The organism is Orenia metallireducens, assembly GCF_003001995.1.
GTDB classification, from domain to species: domain Bacteria; phylum Bacillota; class Halanaerobiia; order Halobacteroidales; family Halobacteroidaceae; genus Orenia; species Orenia metallireducens_B.
In genome coordinates, this window is the sequence record NZ_PVNB01000009.1 from 41,216 (window position 1) to 58,966 (window position 17,751).

Consider the following 17,751-nt stretch of genomic DNA (forward strand, 5'->3'; position numbering starts at 1 on the left):
TGGAGTTTTGTATCGAATTATATCCTTATTTTTATATTTATATTCAATTAATTTCAAATATGATTATCAAAATTGGCATTGCTAAAATATACTATTAGCAGAAAGGAGGGAAAGAGGATGGATGAATATAGATTAGATATTGAAAGTTTGAAGAATAGATGTACTTTAGAGGGGATTGACTTTGAAACAACAGCAGATGTTGAAGCAGCTAAAGAGATTATTGGACAAAAGGAAGCTGTTAAGGCGATAAATTTTGGTCTAGATATCAATCATCCTGGATATAATATCTTTGTTGTTAACTTTTCAGGTTGTAAGGAGTTAGAATATATTAAAGCACTTGTTACTAAGAAGGCTCAACAGGAAGAGGGTTCCGCAGATTGGTGTTATGTCTATAACTTCTCTAATCCAAGTAAACCTAAATATTTAAAGTTATCAGCAGGATTAGGAAGAGAGTTTAAAAGGGATGTGGAAGAGTTTATAGATAATATAGAGGTTGATATTGGAGAGTTATTTGCTGGAGAAGAGTATATTAAGCAGAAAAGAGAGATAAAGAGTAAATATCAAGAGGTAAGTACTGCTTTATTTAATACAGTTAAAGAGAAGGTAAAGGAGGCTGGTTATCTTTTAGAGAGGGAGCAAGAGGGTTTTGCCATTATTCCTATTAAAGATGATGGAGATCCGATGAAAGAAGAAGAGTATAAGAATTTATCAAAAGAAGAGCAGAGTGAAATAGAAGAGGATACAAGAAGGATTCAAGAGTTATTAGATCAAGCCTTTACTAAAATTGATAAATGGAATGAAGAGTTTAGTGAAGAGCTTGAGAAGTTAGATTATCAACTGGCCAAGAAGGTTATAGATATATATTTAGATGAGTTGATCAAAAATTATTCTGACTTTGATAAAGTAGTAGATTATTTAGATAAAGTAAGAGAGGATATACTACATAATTTAGATGATTTTAAAGCAAATGAGGAACCAAGTAATTCATTATTATTTCTTGCAGAGGATAATAGTAAAGACTACACTACCAAGTATGAGGTCAACCTTTTAGTAGATAACAGTGAAATCGAGGGAAGTCCAGTGATTGTAGAGAGTAACCCCACTTATTATAATTTAAATGGTAGAGTTGAGTATAGTAACAAGTCTGGAGAATTGGCTACAGACTTTACCCATATTAGACCAGGTTCTTTGCAGCAAGCTAATGGTGGATATCTGATTTTGGAGGCCAAAGATCTCTTAACTAACTTTAAGTCATGGCAGTTAATTAAGAGGGTTTTAAAGTCTAGAAGGTTGAAGATGGAGAATATAGGTGAAGAGTTTGATAAGATTCCCTTGGCAACTCTAGAGCCTCAGCCAATTCCTATCGATGTTAAAATTGTTATTATTGGAGATATAGAGCTATATTATCTACTTTATCAATATGATGAAGAGTTTAAAGAGCTATTTAAGGTAAAGGCTGACTTTAAAAGGGAGATGGAGCTAAGTAGAGAGAGTACCTATCAGATAGTCCAATTTATTAGTCGTGAGTGCCAAGAGAATGATTTTTTACACCTTAATCGCCAGGCTGTAGCTAAGATAATCGAGTATCTCTCCCGGAGAGTAGATAGTCAGAAGAAGGTCACTACTAAATTTACAATTGTAACTGATCTATTATGTGAGGCAGATGAATGGGCTAAGCTAAAGGGAAAAGATATAATTGATAAAGAGGAAATAGAGCAGAGTATAGTAGAACGAATTAAGCGTTGCTCTAATTATGAAGAGCGGGTACAAGAATTGTATCGTAAGCATAAGTTGTTAATTGAAAGTGAAGGCTGGAAGGTAGGTCAGATCAACGGTTTATCGGTATTGGATTTAGGAGAATACTCCTTTGGCAAGCCTGTTAAGATTACAGCATCGGTCTATAAAGGTAATCGTGGAGTAGTTAATATTGAAAGAGAGACGAAGATGAGTGGTAAGATTCATAATAAAGGATTATTAATTTTAACTGCTTATCTAGGTGAGAAGTTTGCTCAAGAGGTACCTCTATCCCTATCAGCTAGTCTCTGCTTTGAACAGCTTTATTCTGGAATAGATGGTGATAGTGCCTCAAGTACTGAATTATATGTCCTATTATCAGCTCTTGCAGAGGTCCCAATCAATCAGGGAATAGCTGTGACTGGTTCTATTAATCAAAAAGGGGGGATTCAACCAATTGGTGGTGTTAATGAGAAGATAGAAGGGTTCTTTAAGCTATGTGAAAGTAGGGGGTTAACGGGTCAACAAGGTGTAATGATTCCAATCCAGAATGTTGAAGATTTAATGCTTTCTGATGAGGTGATAGCGGCAGTAGAAAAAGAGGAGTTTCATATCTATGCAATCAGTCATGTAGAAGAGGGAATTGAGATTCTAACGGGTAAAGAGTCAGGTTCCCTTCAGGAGAATGGAAGATATCCTAAAGGAAGTATCAATTATTTAGTTCAAGATAAGATCAATAAATGGTCAGAGCAGAATAATCAAGAAGAATAATTTAAAGAAATTATGGTTATTTAAAGATTGTGGATAATTCATAATAACTAAAAATAAAAAAGAAAAGCTTTATTAGCCACGAATTAACACAGATGAAATACGAATTAAAAGATTATAAACAAAATGTTTTTGAATTTATTCGTGTGGATTCAGTCCAAGATTATTTTCTCGTGGAAACTCACTACTTTGGACGTGGGGGATTCGTGGCAAAAAACTCTTTTAAATTATTTTTTAAGACTCTGTTTATAGAAGAGTGGCTGAACTTGTACCAAAGGTTTGGCTATTTAAACCTGTAGACAGGACAACCTATTTTCATTATTCTTTTTAGCCATTAAGTTAAGAGTTTATCTTTTTTTGAAATTCTTTATGATATCTAGCTCCTGCCCCTACAATAGCTATAGCAAAGGCGATAGCACCAGCTATCATCAAGGTATTAATTCCCTTCTCTAAACCTTTGATATATTCACCTTGAAGAATAAAAAGCATGGTATTATAGGCAGGTACTCCAGGTACTAGAGGAATAATTCCAGCGATAACAAAGATAGTAACAGGCATTTTCATAATCCTAGCAAATAGCTCACTACAAATTCCCACAATAACAGATGATATAAAGGAAGCAATAATGACATTATAAGAGGTTAGCTGTTCAAGGATGATAAAGCTACCCCAACAGATAGTGCCAGTTAAGCCTAATAGCCATAAGCTCTTTTTTGGTGCTTGGAAGATAGAGCCAAAGGTTATTACTATGATAAAAGCAGCTAATAATTCTAATAAAATATTCACTAATAAAGCACCCCCAAGGAGATAGCTGCTCCTACAGCTAAGCTGATAGCAATTAAGGTTGCCTCAATCCCTCTACTAGTAGCTGAAATAAGGTCTCCACTGATTGCATCACGGATAGAGTTGGTCAAAGCAACTCCTGGAACAAAAGGCAAGATTGCACTGACTGTGATTATGCCAAGATTATCGCCTAAGCCATGTTTATAACAGAATAATGAGATAAATCCTCCAATAAATCCTGCCACTATTTCTGGAATGAAGTTGATATCCCCTAAAAAGCCCATCTTCTTAATTACAATTTGGGCACCTAAGCTAGCTAGGATTGTAGGAATTATATTGATATAGTTTGCTCTCATTAGGATAACATTCATAGAGACCCCAAAAGAGATAAATAGTAGTCCAAACTTTAATTTTGTTTTAGGCTTTCCTTCATTAATAGCTCTTAATTCAGCCATTGCTGCTTGATAGCTTAGAACTTTTTTCTGTAAATTTCTTGAGAAGTTATTGACTTGACTGATTTTAGTTAAATTTATTCTTCTTTTATGTATTCTTTTAACTATTGTCTCTGAACTACCATCACCATCATCAATTGAGATAAAGATACCAGTTGGTGTTACTAGACTATCTACATATTTTATCCCATAGGCATAACAGATACGATTCATGGTATCTTCAGTCCTATAGATCTCTCCACCATTACTGAGAATGATATCTCCTGCATAAGCAGCGATATTTAATATCTGCTTTGGTGTAATCATTTTAACACCCCTCTTAATTAAAATAAGCCTTCTCTATTGTAACATAAGTTGAGGTGAAATTTAAAGTTAAGTTTTGATTTTGGTTTTTGTATTTGATATGTATGAGTTGGTTTTAGAGAATATTATGTATTGATAGAGAGTATCTTAATTGGGTATATTAAGATACTTAAATTTGAGTTTAAGTAAAGCATTAAAACAATGTTTTTATACTTTACTCAATCTTAAGTATAATCTTAGACTTAAAATGTTATAATAAAAAAATCGCCAAAGGGCGATTTTTTAAACCAATCTATTCTTGAGTTCATTTTTGACTTCTTCTGCTGAAAGTCCTTTAGCGTTGATAATTTGGGCTTTGCTTTGGATATCAGACATATTCATCATATTATTGTCTGCTCCTGTAACTATAATTGCATCAACATTCTTCATAGTATTGTTATTTAAATCAGCTACTTCAAACCCATCTTTCATTAATGATTCTCTGATATTTGATAAAGAACCTTCTACTGCAATTTTACCTTTCATATAAGTTCACCCCTATAATTGATGTTTTTTATTGTTTCTTAAAATTTGTTCCTTTAATATTTTGGCTTTAAGTTATTAATAAAATACCTTGATTTTTATAATAATTATTACTAAAAAACCGCCTGATCAGGCGGTTTTTTCTACATCAATCCAGATAATCCATTTTCAATCATATTCTTTATCTCTTCAGCAGAATGGCCTTGACCATTGATTATTGGAGTAGCAATCTCTCTTGCCTCCATTAAATTAGAATCTTCTCCATTGGTAATCACTGCTGAAACTTCTCCCAGATTATTGGCATTCAAGTCATCAATCTCATAACCATATAGGTGAAGGTGTTTTTTTAGATTGGATAAGCTCCCATCTACTGCAATTCTACGATTGATATCCATTATTTAATTACCGCCTTTCTTGTTAAGAGTTTTGTTATAGATTCTTTTATTATTTTGGCTTTAACTCCAATATAAAATACATGAATTTTTGGTATTTATTTTATTTAGGATATCATGTTAACTTGAAGTGAGGTTTGAGATAAAAATTATAAAGTAGGAATATTTTATCTATATCAACTAATATAATAGTATAAGCATTTATATATTGAGGTATAGGTTTGAACTGAAGTACCCTAAGGAGGGAGTAAAGATGAATCAATCAGTTGATTTTAAGAGTTTGATTCAAAGAAGTAAAGAAGGGAAGAGAAGAGAAAGATTCAAAGGGAGTTTCTTAGATTATTTAGAAGTACTTCATCAGAACCCACAAATTGTCAAATTATCCCATAAAAGAATCTATGATATGGTCATGTCTAAAGGGGTTGAAGTGATTAAGACTGACGAAGATCCTGTACTTCGTAGAATATATGGACATGATACAATAAAAAAATATAAGTTTTTTAAAGATTTTTATGGTATAGAGAAGGTTATTATGAAGATAGTACGTTATTTAAAGTCTGCAGCAATGCAAGGGGAGGAATCTAGACAAGTTTTATATTTTGTTGGGCCAGTAGGGTCAGGGAAATCCTCTATAGTCGAGCTATTAAAGAGAAGATTAGAGGAGTTAGCACCAATCTATGTTCTTGAAGACTGTCCTATGCGTGAAGAACCTCTTCATTTAATTCCTAAAAATCTACGCTCTGAGTTTGAAGAGCTATTAGGGGTAGAGATAGAGGGAGAGTTATGTCCCCATTGTCAGTATAGATTAGAAAATGAGTTTGATGGTGATTTTGAGAAGTTTCCAGTGCTAACAGAAGAGTTTTCTATTCTGTCTAGAAAAGGGGTTGGGGTAGTTCCGCCAGTAGATCCAAATAACCAAGATACTTCAGTTTTGATTGGCTCTGTAGATATTTCTAAATTGGATTTATATGCAGAGGATGATCCAAGGGTATTCTCCTTAAATGGTGCTTTTAATGTAGGAAATAGAGGGTTAGTAGAGTTTATTGAGGTCTTTAAGAATGATGTTGAATATCTACATTCGATGATTACTGCTACTCAAGAAAAGGCTATCCCTTCTCCAGGAAAAGGTGCTATGATCTATTTTGATGGTTTAATCATTGCCCATTCCAATGAAGCAGAATGGAATAAGTTTAAATCTGATCATACCAATGAAGCTATTTTAGATAGGATTGTTAGAGTTAAAATACCCTATTGCTTGAAACTAAGTGAAGAAGAGAAGATCTACCAAAAGCTTTTAAATTCAAGTAAATTCGATGCCCATATGGCACCACATACTATTAAAGTGGCAGCTATGTTTGCTATTTTAAGTAGATTAGGTCCTTCAAATAAGGTTGATCCGATTACTAAGTTAAAGCTTTATAATGGTGAGGAGATAGTAGAGCAAGGAAGTACTAAGAAAGTAGATGTTATGGAGTTAAAAGAGGAAGCTTCAGGAGAGGGTATGGAAGGAATGTCACCTCGTTTTATTAGCAAATGTTTAGATGATTGTTTATCTGAGGCTGAGGATAATTGTATTAGTCCATTATCAGTTTTAGAGGCCTTAATTAAAGCTGTTAAGGAATTAACAATCAGTGAAGATGATAAAAAGAGATATCTAGAGTTTTTACATGATGATATCAAAAAAGAGTACAACAAACTTTTAGAAAAAGAGGTTACCAAAGCCTTTATTGTGGGGTATAAAGAGCAGGCTGAACAGTTATTTAATAATTATCTAGATCATGCTGAGGCCTTTGTGAATAAGACGAAGATCAAGGATCTTAATACTGGAGAAGAGTTGGAAGCAGATGAAGAGTTTTTGAAGTCAATTGAAGAACAGATTGGAATCTCTGGTACTTCTGCTAAAGGATTTAGACAAGATGTGACAGCATATATGTTTGCTTTGATGAGAAAAGGCGCCAAGATAGACTATGATAGTTATGAGCCATTAAAAGAGGCCATAGAGAAGAAATTAATTGCTTCTGTTAAAGAATTATCTAGAATCATAACTCAGGCTAAAGTAAGGGATAAAGAGCAAAGAGAGAAATATGATGCTATGGTAGAAGAGATGAAGAGAAATGGTTATTGTGATCATTGTTGTAATGTGATCTTAAAGTATGCTGCCAATAACCTCTGGAAAGATTAAGGAGGGCTATAATGGCTATATTTAGAGAGTACAGAAATACTGGTAAAGACCGCTCTGCTGAGGATCGTAGGCGACACCGTGAATTAGTAGAAGAGAGCATCAAAAAAAATATTGGTGATATTATTGCCGAAGAGAGTATTATTGGTAAGAGTAAAGATAAGAAGATAAAGATACCCATTAAGGGGTTAAAAGAATACCGGTTTATGCATGGCAAGAATCAATCAGGGGTTGCTACAGGAACAGGTGAGGAAAAAAGAGGGGATAAGATTCCTAAGCCAAAGCAAGGTCAACAGGGTAGAGGAAATGGAGATAAGGCTGGAAATCAAGAAGGAGAAGATATCTATGAGACTGAGATTACCATAGAAGATTTAGTCCAGTATCTTTTTGAAGATTTAGATTTACCTTATATGGAGAGAAAGAAGTTATCTCAGATAGAGACAGAAAGTAGCTTTAAGAAGAAAGGGTATAAAAAGAAAGGTATTCAGCCCAGGTTGGCTAAAAAAAGGACTATGATTGAAAGGATTAAGAGAAAGAAGGCCTATATTAGAGCTAAAGGTGAGATTGATGAAGATGAGAGGTTTCCTTTTCATAATGAAGATATCCGCTATTATCGAATTAAAGAAGAGCCACGTGAAGAGTCTAATGCAGTTGTTATCTGTATCATGGATACTTCTGGTTCGATGAATCAAACTAAAAAATATTTAGCAAGGAGCTTTTATTTCTTACTCTATCAATTTATTCAAATGAAGTATCAAAATGTTGAAGTTGTCTTTGTAGCCCATACTATGACAGCAAAAGAGGTAAGTGAGGATGACTTCTTCCATAAAGGAGAGTCAGGCGGAACTTTTATCAGTAGTGGTTATGAGAAGGCTTTGGAGATTATTGAACAACGTTATGATTCATCTCACTGGAATATCTACTCTTTTCACTGTAGTGATGGAGACAATTGGAGTGAAGATAATCAAAGGGCTTTAGAGTATGCACAACAGCTTTGTGATATATGTAATCTCTTTGGTTATGGCGAGATAAAGCCCAATTCGACTAGAAGTATAATCAAATCTCTTTACTCTAACAATATTGAAAATGAAAATATGGCTTTAGTTACAATTTCTAAAAAGGAAGATATCTGGCCTTCTTTTAAAGAGATGCTAGAAAGTGATAAAGAAGGGTAGGTAATAAGAATGGACTATAGTATTAATGAGCTGATTGAGTGGAATAAAAAGATAGAAGAGGTGGTTAAGAAGGTAGGATTGGATTATTATCCTCAAGAATTTGAAATCTGCTCCTTTGAAGATATGATTGCTTATGAAGCTTATAGTGGTATGCCTGCACATTATCCTCATTGGAGCTATGGTAAGGCTTATGAGAAGACTAGAACCTTTTATAAGTACAATCTAACGGGGTTACCCTATGAGATGGTAATTAATTCTAATCCTTGTTTGGCTTATCTAATGAAAGATAACTCTCTTTTGTTACAGATTTTGACTATGGCTCATGTTTATGGTCATAATGATTTTTTTAAGAATAATCGACTATTTAAAGAGGGGACTAATGCAGATTATACATTGGCGATGTTTAAAAATCATGCCAATCGAATTAGGGAGTATATCTCAAATCCAGGAATTGGTTATAAGAAGGTTGAAAGAATCTTAGATACAGCCCATGCCTTAAAACTACAGACCTCTAGGGTGATTAATGAGAAGAAATTAAGTAGAGCAGAGCAGATTGAGCGTATCAAAGAAGAATATCAGCAGCCAAAATTAAAGGAGTTTCAATTATTAGAAGAAGATAAGTCTAAGCAATTACCTGATTTAACCAAGATTCCTTTAGAGCCTGAGGAGGATCTATTAACTTTCTTCATTGAATATAGTGATTTAGAAGGCTGGGAGAAGGATGTCTTACAGATAGTAGTTGATGAAACAAATTATTTTATTCCTCAAATTGAAACTAAAATTATGAATGAAGGTTGGGCTAGCTTCTGGCATTATCAGATTTTGCAGAGCTTAGATATTCCTCAGGGGTTACATTTAGAATTTATTAAGAGGCATAATCAAGTGATTTCTCCTGCCAAGGGGGGAATTAACCCCTACCATGTTGGTTATAAAATCTTTAATGATATTAAGAAAAAGTATCCTGATCAACCAGAAAAAATCTTTGAAGCTAGAGAGTTAGAAAGGGATGAATCCTTTATTAGAAAGTATCTCAGCTTTGATTTAATTCAAGAGCTTAATCTACTAAAATATGATGAAAAAGGAGATTATTACGTTATTTCAGAAGTAGCTGATGAAGATGGTTGGAAAGAGATTAGAAATAATCTAGCTAGTTCAGTTGGCATGAATAAAATCCCAGTAATCAAAGTAGTTGAAGCATCTAAAAAGGAACATACTTTACATTTAAAGCATGAATATTTGGGAGATGAGCTAGAGATGAATTATGCTAAAGAGACTTTGAAGTATATAGCAAATATCTGGGAAGGTCCAGTTTATTTGGATACTGTGATTAAAGATAAGCCTAAGAGGATAATTTGTAATGAAGACAAAGAGGTAGAGTTAGAAGACATCTAAGATAAGGTTATCTGTTTTGAAAAGAAGAATCCTTGAATAATTCAAGGATTCTTCTTTTTTTATCTTAAAATTCAGAAATTAAAGATTAATACTTTTAAGTTCTATTTAATATAATATAGATAAGGCTTTAACCTTTTGAACATTAAGGATGAGCTTATTATTTTAGTTTCTTTATAATTGATATATTTGCTATGATTTTATTAAAAATTACAATCTAATCAAGATATAGAGGCGTAAATTTAAAATAAAACTTTAGATAGATAATACGACATTTTTCTTACTTTGGTAGTTAGGAAAAACCTAACCATTCAACCACCTAATTCCCAAACTGTCAATGTATCAATTGAGTTTTATTTTAAATAAGTATAATAAAGCACTTATTGTTTAACTCATTTTTTCAATGGCAGTGTCTTAAATGTAGAGGAGGGAATCCCTTGTGAGTATTTCGCATAAAGCATTAAAAACAGAGATAACAAGTGATTTAAATATAAGCACTAATATTTATCAAGTATTGTTTGAAAGGACTGCCACTGCTATGTTAATCAGTGATGAGAATAATCGTATATTCTTAGTAAATAGAGAGTTAGAAAATTTGACGGGTTATACCCAAGCTGAATTAGAAGAAAAGATAGGGCTACAAGACTTTCTTGATAAAGAAGACCTAGAAAGAATTAACTACTACTATAAACAGCGTAGAAAAGGTGATGATATCCCTAATAGCTATGAGGTTAAAATCATTGATAAATTGGGGATAGAAAGAACTGCTTTATTGCAAATTAACTTAATTAGTGGTGGTAAAAGGAGTATAATCTCATTGGTAGATATTACAGAGCGTAAGAAGTTAGAGGAGAGAATGATCTATTTAGGGTATCATGATGATTTAACAGGGCTTTACAATCGCTATTATTATGAAGAGATGATTATAAAGTTAGATAGAAAAGATAAGTTCCCTTTGAGTATAATCATTGCCGATAGTAACTGTTTAAAGATGGTCAATGATACCTTTGGGCATGAGGAGGGAGATAGAGTTATACAGATTATAGCTGATATTTTACAGGATAATACTAGAGAAGGTGATGTTGTAGCCCGTTGGGGTGGTGATGAATTTGGTATCTTATTACCAAACACTTCTTTTAAAAGTGCCAATAAAATTGTTGAGAGAATCAGATTATCATGTAGAGAGTGGAACAAAGGGTTAATAACTCCTAGTATTGCTTTAGGGGTAGCTACCAAGACAGATTCTAATCAATGCCTCAAAAAAATAATTAATATAGCTGAAAATAGAATGTATAATGATAAGTTAAAGAATAAAAGGAGTATAGATAACTCATTGATACTCTCTTTAGAGAGGTCTTTGTTAAGTAGAAATCATGAAATCCGCAGGCATATTAGTAGAGTAAGAGTTTTAGCTTTAAAGTTTGGCAAGGTTTTAAAGCTATCGCTAGAAGAGCAGAAGAGGCTTTCTCTATTGGCTCGTTTACATGATATTGGCAAATTAGGGTTGCCAGAGAGGGTAGTTAAGCTAGGTAATACTTTGGCTGTTGAAGAGCTAAAGGAGCTTAAAAGGCATTGTGAGATTGGTTATCGAGCTGTTAAGAACTTTCAAGAGTTATTACCTATTGCTAACTCTATTTTATTCCACCATGAACGTTGGGATGGGAGAGGATATCCTCAGGGTTTGCAGGGAAAAGAGATACCTCTTTTAGCAAGGATTATCAGTATAATAGATTTCTATGAGATGATGACTAGAGATTATCAGAAGGGATTATCTCAGCAAGAAGCTTTAGAAGAGCTAAAGAAGGAGAGAGGAAAGTGCTTTGATCCAGAGTTGGTAGATGAATTTATTAATAGTGACATATTTTAAGAGAGCAACCTTGCTATTTATAAGTTGCTCTCTCTTAGTTAAGCTATTTATTTGAACTAAATTAAATAACTTAAGCTTTAAAGCTCCCCTAACAGGTAATCAATAAACTGTTGGGCTGTTCTACCTGAGCGTCCATTATTCCACATTTCCCACTGAATTGCTCTTTCTTTTAGCTCTTCTACAGGTAAAGTAATGTTATTCTGCTTAGCTAGTTCCTTAACTATCCTTAGATAACCCTTCTGTTGTGGTGATTCATAGGAGATGGTGATGCCAAAACGACTAGCTAGAGATATCTTCTCTTGAATTGCATCAGAGAGATGAATCTCCCCACTCTCTTGGTCGCGATCACTCCATTTCTCTTTAATTAAGTGTCTGCGGTTTGAAGTTGCATAAAATAAGACATTATTTGGTTTTACTTCTACTCCACCTTCAATGATTGCTTTCATATATTTATAATCTGTTTCAAAATCCTCAAAGGAGAGGTCATCCATAAAGATAATAAAGTATAGCCCTCGATCTTTAAGTACCTCTAATATCTTTGGTAGTTCCTTCATCTGATATTTGGCAAGTTCAATCAAACGTAATCCTTCTGTAGCATATCGATTCAGTAGAGCTTTAATTGATGAAGATTTACCAGTACCACTGTCTCCATAGAGAAGTACATTATTAGCAGGTTTATTCTTTAAAAAGGCTTCGGTATTTTTAATCAGCTTCTCCTTTTGATTCTCATAACCTATTAATTCTGCAAAGGTAATTGGATCACTATTTTTAATACCTATCAAAGAGCTCTCCTCCCATCTAAAAGCTTTATAGTAAGCTAATTTACCAGCCCCAAAGTCACGATAATAGCTGCTAAGCTTCTTTAGTAGATTCTCTACAGAGCTAACATTGTTAAAATCCTGCTTTAACTCTGCTAGTCTCTTCTGATAATGATTTTGATATTCTTCATTAGAGTTTGAAGGGGAGAAGGCAGTAATAAAGCTCTCCTCTTCAACCTTTAGAAGTCGACCAAGATGGTTGAGATTGAAGCTATGTATTTCTGTTAGAATCTGTAGGTCATTAAGAGCCAATTGATAGATACTTCCCTGTAAATTCTTGTCCCGTTCACAAGCAAGGCTAAAAGAATTCTTATCTTTAATGATTAAATTCAAGAGATAGTTCTGCCAAAGACCATTCTGATAGCCTTCTCTCTCTCCAATTTCAATTAATTCAGCTAAGATATCATAGTAATCTCTCTGTAGTGCTTCTATAGTAGCTTCTTTTTTGAGCTTTGAAATTAAATTTCTTACCTTTTGAAGTAGCTTGTCTGCTAAAATTCCTCGATAAATCAGCAGCTTATTTAACTTTGAAAAAGAATCAATTATTGCTAGACTATCCATCTGCTTATCCCTCCATGAATGATTTTCTAGTTGCTAATTATTTCGACATCAAGTTCAATAGACCTTTAAATCTATTCTATCAATTATTATAGTCAGATTTCTGCTAATATAGAAATTAATATAATAGAAAGATATTGTGACACTTTTTAATAGCCACTAGCTACTGGCTACTAGCCTCTAGCTTTATAAGTTCTTAGCTAATAGCAGATTTATCACGGAGGGTTTATGATTTTCAAACCCGTAGGAGAGGCTAGAAGCTAGTAGCTAAAGTGTCGCAATATCCCCCATTAAGGGATAGAATAATATTAATTTGCTAAAAATAAATTTATCAGATATAATATTTAGTAAGTCGAAATATTATAATATAGAAATAAAATGGGGTGTACAGTAATGGAGATATTAGAGCAAACTAAGGATTTGGATCATCTTTTTAAAAATATCAGTAAATTTATTATATTATTTACTAAAAAGGAAGCCATTGAATTAGGGTTGACTGTACCACGCTTTAAGGTATTATGGCTAATTGATAAATTAGCCCCTGTAAATATGACAAGGTTAAAGGAAGATGCTTATATGGCTAATAGTACCTTGACAGTAATAGTTGATGCTTTGGTAGCAGATGACCTAGTGAAAAGACATAGAGATAGTGCTGATAGAAGGGTAGTTTTACTAGAAGTAACTAAGCAAGGTAAAGAGAAATTAAGTCAGATATTGGAGCTTAGACAGAAGTTCTTACAAGAATGCCTAAATAAGCTTAAGCTTGATGAGCAGCATAAATTGATTGCTTTGTTGACTCCAGTTTTAGGTTATATGGAGGATTATTTTGAATCCTATGATTAAATAGAAGGGTGGATATTATGGTTGATTTAGCAGAGAATAAGACGCCAAGGGAGATTAGAAGAAGTATCTTTAATTTAGCTTGGCCAGCAGTATTAAGAATGTTTTTACAGAGTATAGTAGGTGTAATAGATGTTATTATGATAGGTAGCTTAGGTGCTACAGCTATTGCAGCTGTAGATATGAGTAATAGATTGATTATGGTGATTATAGGGGCGATGACAGCCTTGACTATAGGAGCTACTGCCTTAGTAGCACAGTCTATTGGGGCTAAAGATAAGAAAAAAGCCAATAAGATAATGGCCAATTCATTGGTCACTGGGGTATTTTTAGCGATAATTCTAGCTATCTTAGGTGTAGTATTCTCCAGTGACTTCTTAAAAGCAATGATGGTATTGATGGAGGAAGTTGATAATAATGTCTTAACTCAAGGTAGTATCTATTTGAAGATTGTCTTTGCTTCAATGGTCTTTGGCCTACCGATGATGATTATCAATGCTGTTTTACAAGGTATTGGTGATATGAAGACACCCCTTTATATTATGTTGATTACTAATGTTTGCAATACAGTCTTTAACTATCTATTAATCTTTGGAATAGGGGTTTTTCCTGAATTAGGAGTAGCAGGTGCTGCTTTAGGAACGGCATTTTCTAGGGTAGTTGGAACGATTATTGGCTTTAGTATTCTAGTTAAGGGTAAGACAGATATGAAGTTAAGTTTGGATAAAGCTACTTTAAAACTAGAAAGAGATATAATCAAGGATATCTTTGGGATTGGAGTTCCTGCTGCTATAGAGCAATTAGTTAGACAGAGTAGTCAGATTGTCTATACTCTTTTAGTAGCTGGTTTAGGAACTATCACTATTGCAGCTAATGCGATAGTGATGAATGCACAGATGGTTCCAATCATGATTGGTTTTGGTTTCTCTACTGCAGCTACCACTTTAGTTGGTCAGAGCTTAGGGGCAGATAAGAAGGATTTGGCCAAAAAGTATGGAAGAGAAACGGCTTATTTATCAATGTTATTGATGATTGTGATTTCAATTCCAATGTTTATCTGGGTAGATGCAATTATTGGCTTATTTACTAGTAATCCTGAGGTAATTACTCTAGTTAAGCCAGTCTTAAAAATAATGATATTTATCCAACCAATATTCAGTATAATGATGGTGTTGACAGGTGCTTTAAGGGGAGCTGGTGATACTAAATGGACGATGTATATTGCTGTAATAGGTAATTGGATGACAAGGTTAGCTTTAAGTCTAGTATTGGGCTATTCACTAGGTTATGGGTTATTAGGATTTTGGCTGGCAATGGGAATAGATGTCTTAGTAAGAACAGGGTTGATTATCTGGAGATATAGTTCAGATAGATGGCAGGATTTGCAGAGAGTCAAAGCTAATAGGAAGGTAGCTTGATTAAAATATTATTTAAAAGAAGGTGCTAATGAGATGTCTTTAATTCTAGTGATATCAATTATTCTACTCTTAGCTTTATCTAATCATAATCTAAAAGATAGAGAAGAGCCAAAAGATAACCAAGATTATATTATAATGGAAAGCAGTAACTTTGCCTATAAGGCTTATTCTTCTGATGACTATATTGAAGATGATGATTGGGATTTAGTCAATTCAATAGCTATAGAGTATGAAGAGGTCAAAAACTGAGCTAATTATATATTTATCTTCAAATATTTTTCTAGAAAAAGAAGGAAAAAATCGTAATTTGTAGAATTATAAATAAATAATTGCTATACTCAGTTGATAGGTGAAATGTGTATTTAATAAGCAATCAGTATAATTGGTTAGTAATTGATATAACTCTACACTATATACTTTCAACTACAAACTTATATTTTGGGGTGATGAGGGTGAGTGAAGAAGTTAAAGAGGAAGAATATAATTTTGAAGAGGATGTAGAGATGGCTGTTAATGAGATTATGGGGATCTTATTTCCAGAGGATAAGGAAGAGCGTTAGAGTTTATAGTCTAGTTTTGTAATTAGAGAGTTCTTAGCGAACTCTCTTTTTTATGGTTAATGAAAAATATATTCTGTATAAGTTGGAGCGAACTACAATTTTAAACTTGATTTTCTTCCTTCGCTCTTCTTTTCTCCTCTCTAATCTCTATAAACTTATCTCTAGCCATTTCCTTGTAGCTTCGTTTGATTTGATGGTTACGAATTAGGGTATCCAATAAAGGTAAGGCCTCATCTTTTAAGCCATGCTTATAAAATAAGAAGGATAATAAAAGTGTTATTTTATTATTTTTACTATTTGACAGCTTGCTGTGATGTTCTTTAAAATAAAATTCACGTAAATTCTCCATTGCTTTAAACGAGGCCTTTTTAGCCAACTCTTCTTCATCTACATCTTCATAGAGCCAACTTAATTTTAACCATAAATAAGCAAATTTCTCTTTGCTTGAACCCATCAAATTATAGGACTCAATAGCTAGATAATAAGCATCAAAGACTTCATTTAGCTTTCTGGGGTTACTATAAGTAGGTTGATAGTTATCTCCTAAGATGCTCTGTACTTTAGCTTTAAACTCTTCTTTGATCTTTCTCTTTCGACTAGTGGTGAGGTCAAAAAAGTCGTCCTTGCTAGCTGTATAAAAGCATTTAGGGCATATCCAAATTTTATACCAGTCTGGTCTAAAGTGCTTATAAATTGGTCTTAAATCATCTCTTGTCTCCTTAAGGCGCAAACGAGAATTACGTATTTCTTTAACTTCTATCCTTGTAGAGCAGATTGGACAGTTGACGCTCTTATCATAAAGATAATACTCAAAATCCTCTCCAGCAACCTCTAAATATTTACAATGGCCATCAAGATAGAAGTTAGAAAAGCTGTCTATCTCTTCTTTTACTATTTTTTCATCTGTAGTATCTTGACTATTGCTTTCTTCCTTAGAAGAACTAATTAGGTCTGTAAATTCAATTATTGGTCTCTGTAAGAGGTCAATTTTAGAACAAAGAGAAGTAATGATCTTTTCATTTAAAATAGTCTGTTTACTGAGTAATTGCCTAAAGTTTTCTGAAGAAAATTCAATTAAGATACTATCCTCATAGGCAGTTGCTCTAGAAGAATACTCTTTTGCCCCTAACAATGCCAATTCACCTAAAATATCTTCACTACTAAGGCGAGCAACCTCTTTTTCTTTCTTATGTTGATCTTGTATAAAAACTCTAATTAGCCCTTTAATGATTAGATAAACCTTAGCTGCACTGTCACCATAGCTAAAAATATCTTCACCAGCAGTTTTTTGTTGATAATCTCCATATTTAGATAATAAAGTATATAGTGAACAATTATTCATAAAGCCATCTATCCCTTCTAAATTTTAATAATAATTTCATAACTGTATTTTTAATTAATAAATTTTTCTCTTGTTTTAATTTTCTTATCAACTATATTGACAAGGAGAGCTGAGAAATCCAATATAATAATATCATAGAACTTTGTGATATACTAGAGTTGCTAGTTATTAAGTTAAATGACAGTAACAAACGATGAGTGAAGAGCAATGAGAAAAAATAAAAACACAAGATTATTATAGAGTTCGCTTTAGCCTTGGAAAGCTATATTACTTTTCTATTTTAATTAAGGAAATATAAGGTCATTTATTTTGACAATTGATCTTATCTATAGTAATCTAGATAGGTGATTCGAAATTTGCTTAAATTTATAGCTCCTTAATTATAAACTCAAATTTAATGGGATATGTTATACTTTGGTTATTAGACTGGTAATCGGTGGTCTTATATTTAAAATACTAAATAATTTAATGTTATAGAGATTATGCTAAGTTTTAGGAAGGAGATTAAAGTTATAATCAATAACATTACTAAGGAGATAAGATTAGAGATAATTGGTCCCAAGTAGATAGGATTGAGGAAATAAATACATAAAGATATTGGGAATTTAGATGGTAGAATTTCAGATTAAGTAGAGGAACTTAAGGGTGGCG

At 33.1% G+C, this 17,751-nt stretch carries 14 protein-coding genes; 8 read left to right on the forward strand and 6 right to left on the reverse strand.

Annotated elements, in window-relative coordinates:
* Window positions 1-117: 117 nt before the first annotated feature.
* Entirely contained in the window at window positions 118-2,505 is a 2,388-nt protein-coding gene (locus BX659_RS08080) for a Lon protease family protein (RefSeq protein ID WP_097017950.1), read from the forward strand.
* Between the two features lie 336 nt (window positions 2,506-2,841).
* Here BX659_RS08080 and BX659_RS08085 read toward each other — a convergent pair whose 3' ends face one another.
* The 4 genes from BX659_RS08085 to BX659_RS08100 all read right to left on the reverse strand — a co-directional run bounded on the left by BX659_RS08085 (window position 2,842) and on the right by BX659_RS08100 (window position 4,957).
* A complete protein-coding gene (locus tag BX659_RS08085) occupies window positions 2,842-3,288 on the reverse strand; it encodes a threonine/serine exporter family protein (RefSeq protein WP_097017951.1) in 447 nt (148 codons plus the stop codon).
* Complete coding sequence (locus tag BX659_RS08090) at window positions 3,288-4,043, reverse strand: threonine/serine exporter family protein (RefSeq protein ID WP_097017952.1); 756 nt, start codon at window positions 4,041-4,043, stop codon at window positions 3,288-3,290. The genes BX659_RS08085 and BX659_RS08090 overlap by 1 nt, the downstream gene beginning before the upstream one ends.
* 279 nt (window positions 4,044-4,322) lie before the next feature.
* Entirely contained in the window at window positions 4,323-4,565 is a 243-nt protein-coding gene (locus tag BX659_RS08095) for a YkuS family protein (protein WP_097017953.1), read from the reverse strand.
* 140 nt (window positions 4,566-4,705) lie between these two features.
* Window positions 4,706-4,957 (reverse strand): YkuS family protein, encoded by a 252-nt coding sequence (locus BX659_RS08100; RefSeq protein ID WP_097017954.1) that lies wholly within the window; start codon window positions 4,955-4,957, stop codon window positions 4,706-4,708.
* Between the two features lie 250 nt (window positions 4,958-5,207).
* Here BX659_RS08100 and BX659_RS08105 point away from each other — a divergent pair, with 250 nt between their 5' ends.
* The 4 genes from BX659_RS08105 (at window position 5,208) to BX659_RS08120 (ending at window position 11,564) form a co-directional block, all read left to right on the forward strand.
* A complete protein-coding gene (locus BX659_RS08105; protein ID WP_097017955.1) occupies window positions 5,208-7,136 on the forward strand; it encodes a PrkA family serine protein kinase in 1,929 nt (642 codons plus the stop codon).
* 11 nt (window positions 7,137-7,147) lie between these two features.
* On the forward strand, window positions 7,148-8,308 hold the full coding sequence (gene yhbH / locus BX659_RS08110) for a sporulation protein YhbH (RefSeq protein WP_097017956.1): 1,161 nt from the start codon (window positions 7,148-7,150) through the stop codon (window positions 8,306-8,308).
* A 9-nt stretch (window positions 8,309-8,317) separates the two neighbouring features.
* Window positions 8,318-9,700, forward strand: coding sequence for a SpoVR family protein (locus BX659_RS08115; protein WP_097017957.1), 1,383 nt, complete (start codon window positions 8,318-8,320; stop codon window positions 9,698-9,700).
* A 436-nt stretch (window positions 9,701-10,136) separates the two neighbouring features.
* Window positions 10,137-11,564 (forward strand): sensor domain-containing diguanylate cyclase/phosphohydrolase, encoded by a 1,428-nt coding sequence (locus tag BX659_RS08120; RefSeq protein ID WP_097017958.1) that lies wholly within the window; start codon window positions 10,137-10,139, stop codon window positions 11,562-11,564.
* Between the two features lie 77 nt (window positions 11,565-11,641).
* Here the strand turns inward: BX659_RS08120 and BX659_RS08125 are convergent, their stop codons facing one another.
* Window positions 11,642-12,943 carry an ATP-binding protein gene (locus tag BX659_RS08125; RefSeq protein WP_097017959.1) on the reverse strand — a complete coding sequence of 434 codons (1,302 nt, stop codon included), beginning with the start codon at window positions 12,941-12,943 and terminating at the stop codon, window positions 11,642-11,644.
* A gap of 390 nt (window positions 12,944-13,333) precedes the next feature.
* Between BX659_RS08125 and BX659_RS08130 the strand changes: the two genes are divergently transcribed.
* From BX659_RS08130 to BX659_RS08140, 3 genes are read left to right on the forward strand one after another with little or no spacing between them, the layout of a single operon-like run.
* Window positions 13,334-13,783, forward strand: coding sequence for a MarR family winged helix-turn-helix transcriptional regulator (locus BX659_RS08130; RefSeq protein ID WP_172431896.1), 450 nt, complete (start codon window positions 13,334-13,336; stop codon window positions 13,781-13,783).
* A gap of 17 nt (window positions 13,784-13,800) precedes the next feature.
* A complete protein-coding gene (locus tag BX659_RS08135) occupies window positions 13,801-15,198 on the forward strand; it encodes an MATE family efflux transporter (RefSeq protein ID WP_097017961.1) in 1,398 nt (465 codons plus the stop codon).
* 33 nt (window positions 15,199-15,231) lie between these two features.
* On the forward strand, window positions 15,232-15,447 hold the full coding sequence (locus BX659_RS08140) for a hypothetical protein (protein ID WP_097017962.1): 216 nt from the start codon (window positions 15,232-15,234) through the stop codon (window positions 15,445-15,447).
* 411 nt (window positions 15,448-15,858) lie between these two features.
* On the opposite strand, the gene BX659_RS08145 is transcribed toward BX659_RS08140, so the two are convergent.
* Window positions 15,859-17,100, reverse strand: a complete 1,242-nt coding sequence (locus tag BX659_RS08145) for a DUF2225 domain-containing protein (RefSeq protein ID WP_097017963.1) — start codon at window positions 17,098-17,100, stop codon at window positions 15,859-15,861.
* Between the last annotated feature and the right edge of the window lie 651 nt (window positions 17,101-17,751).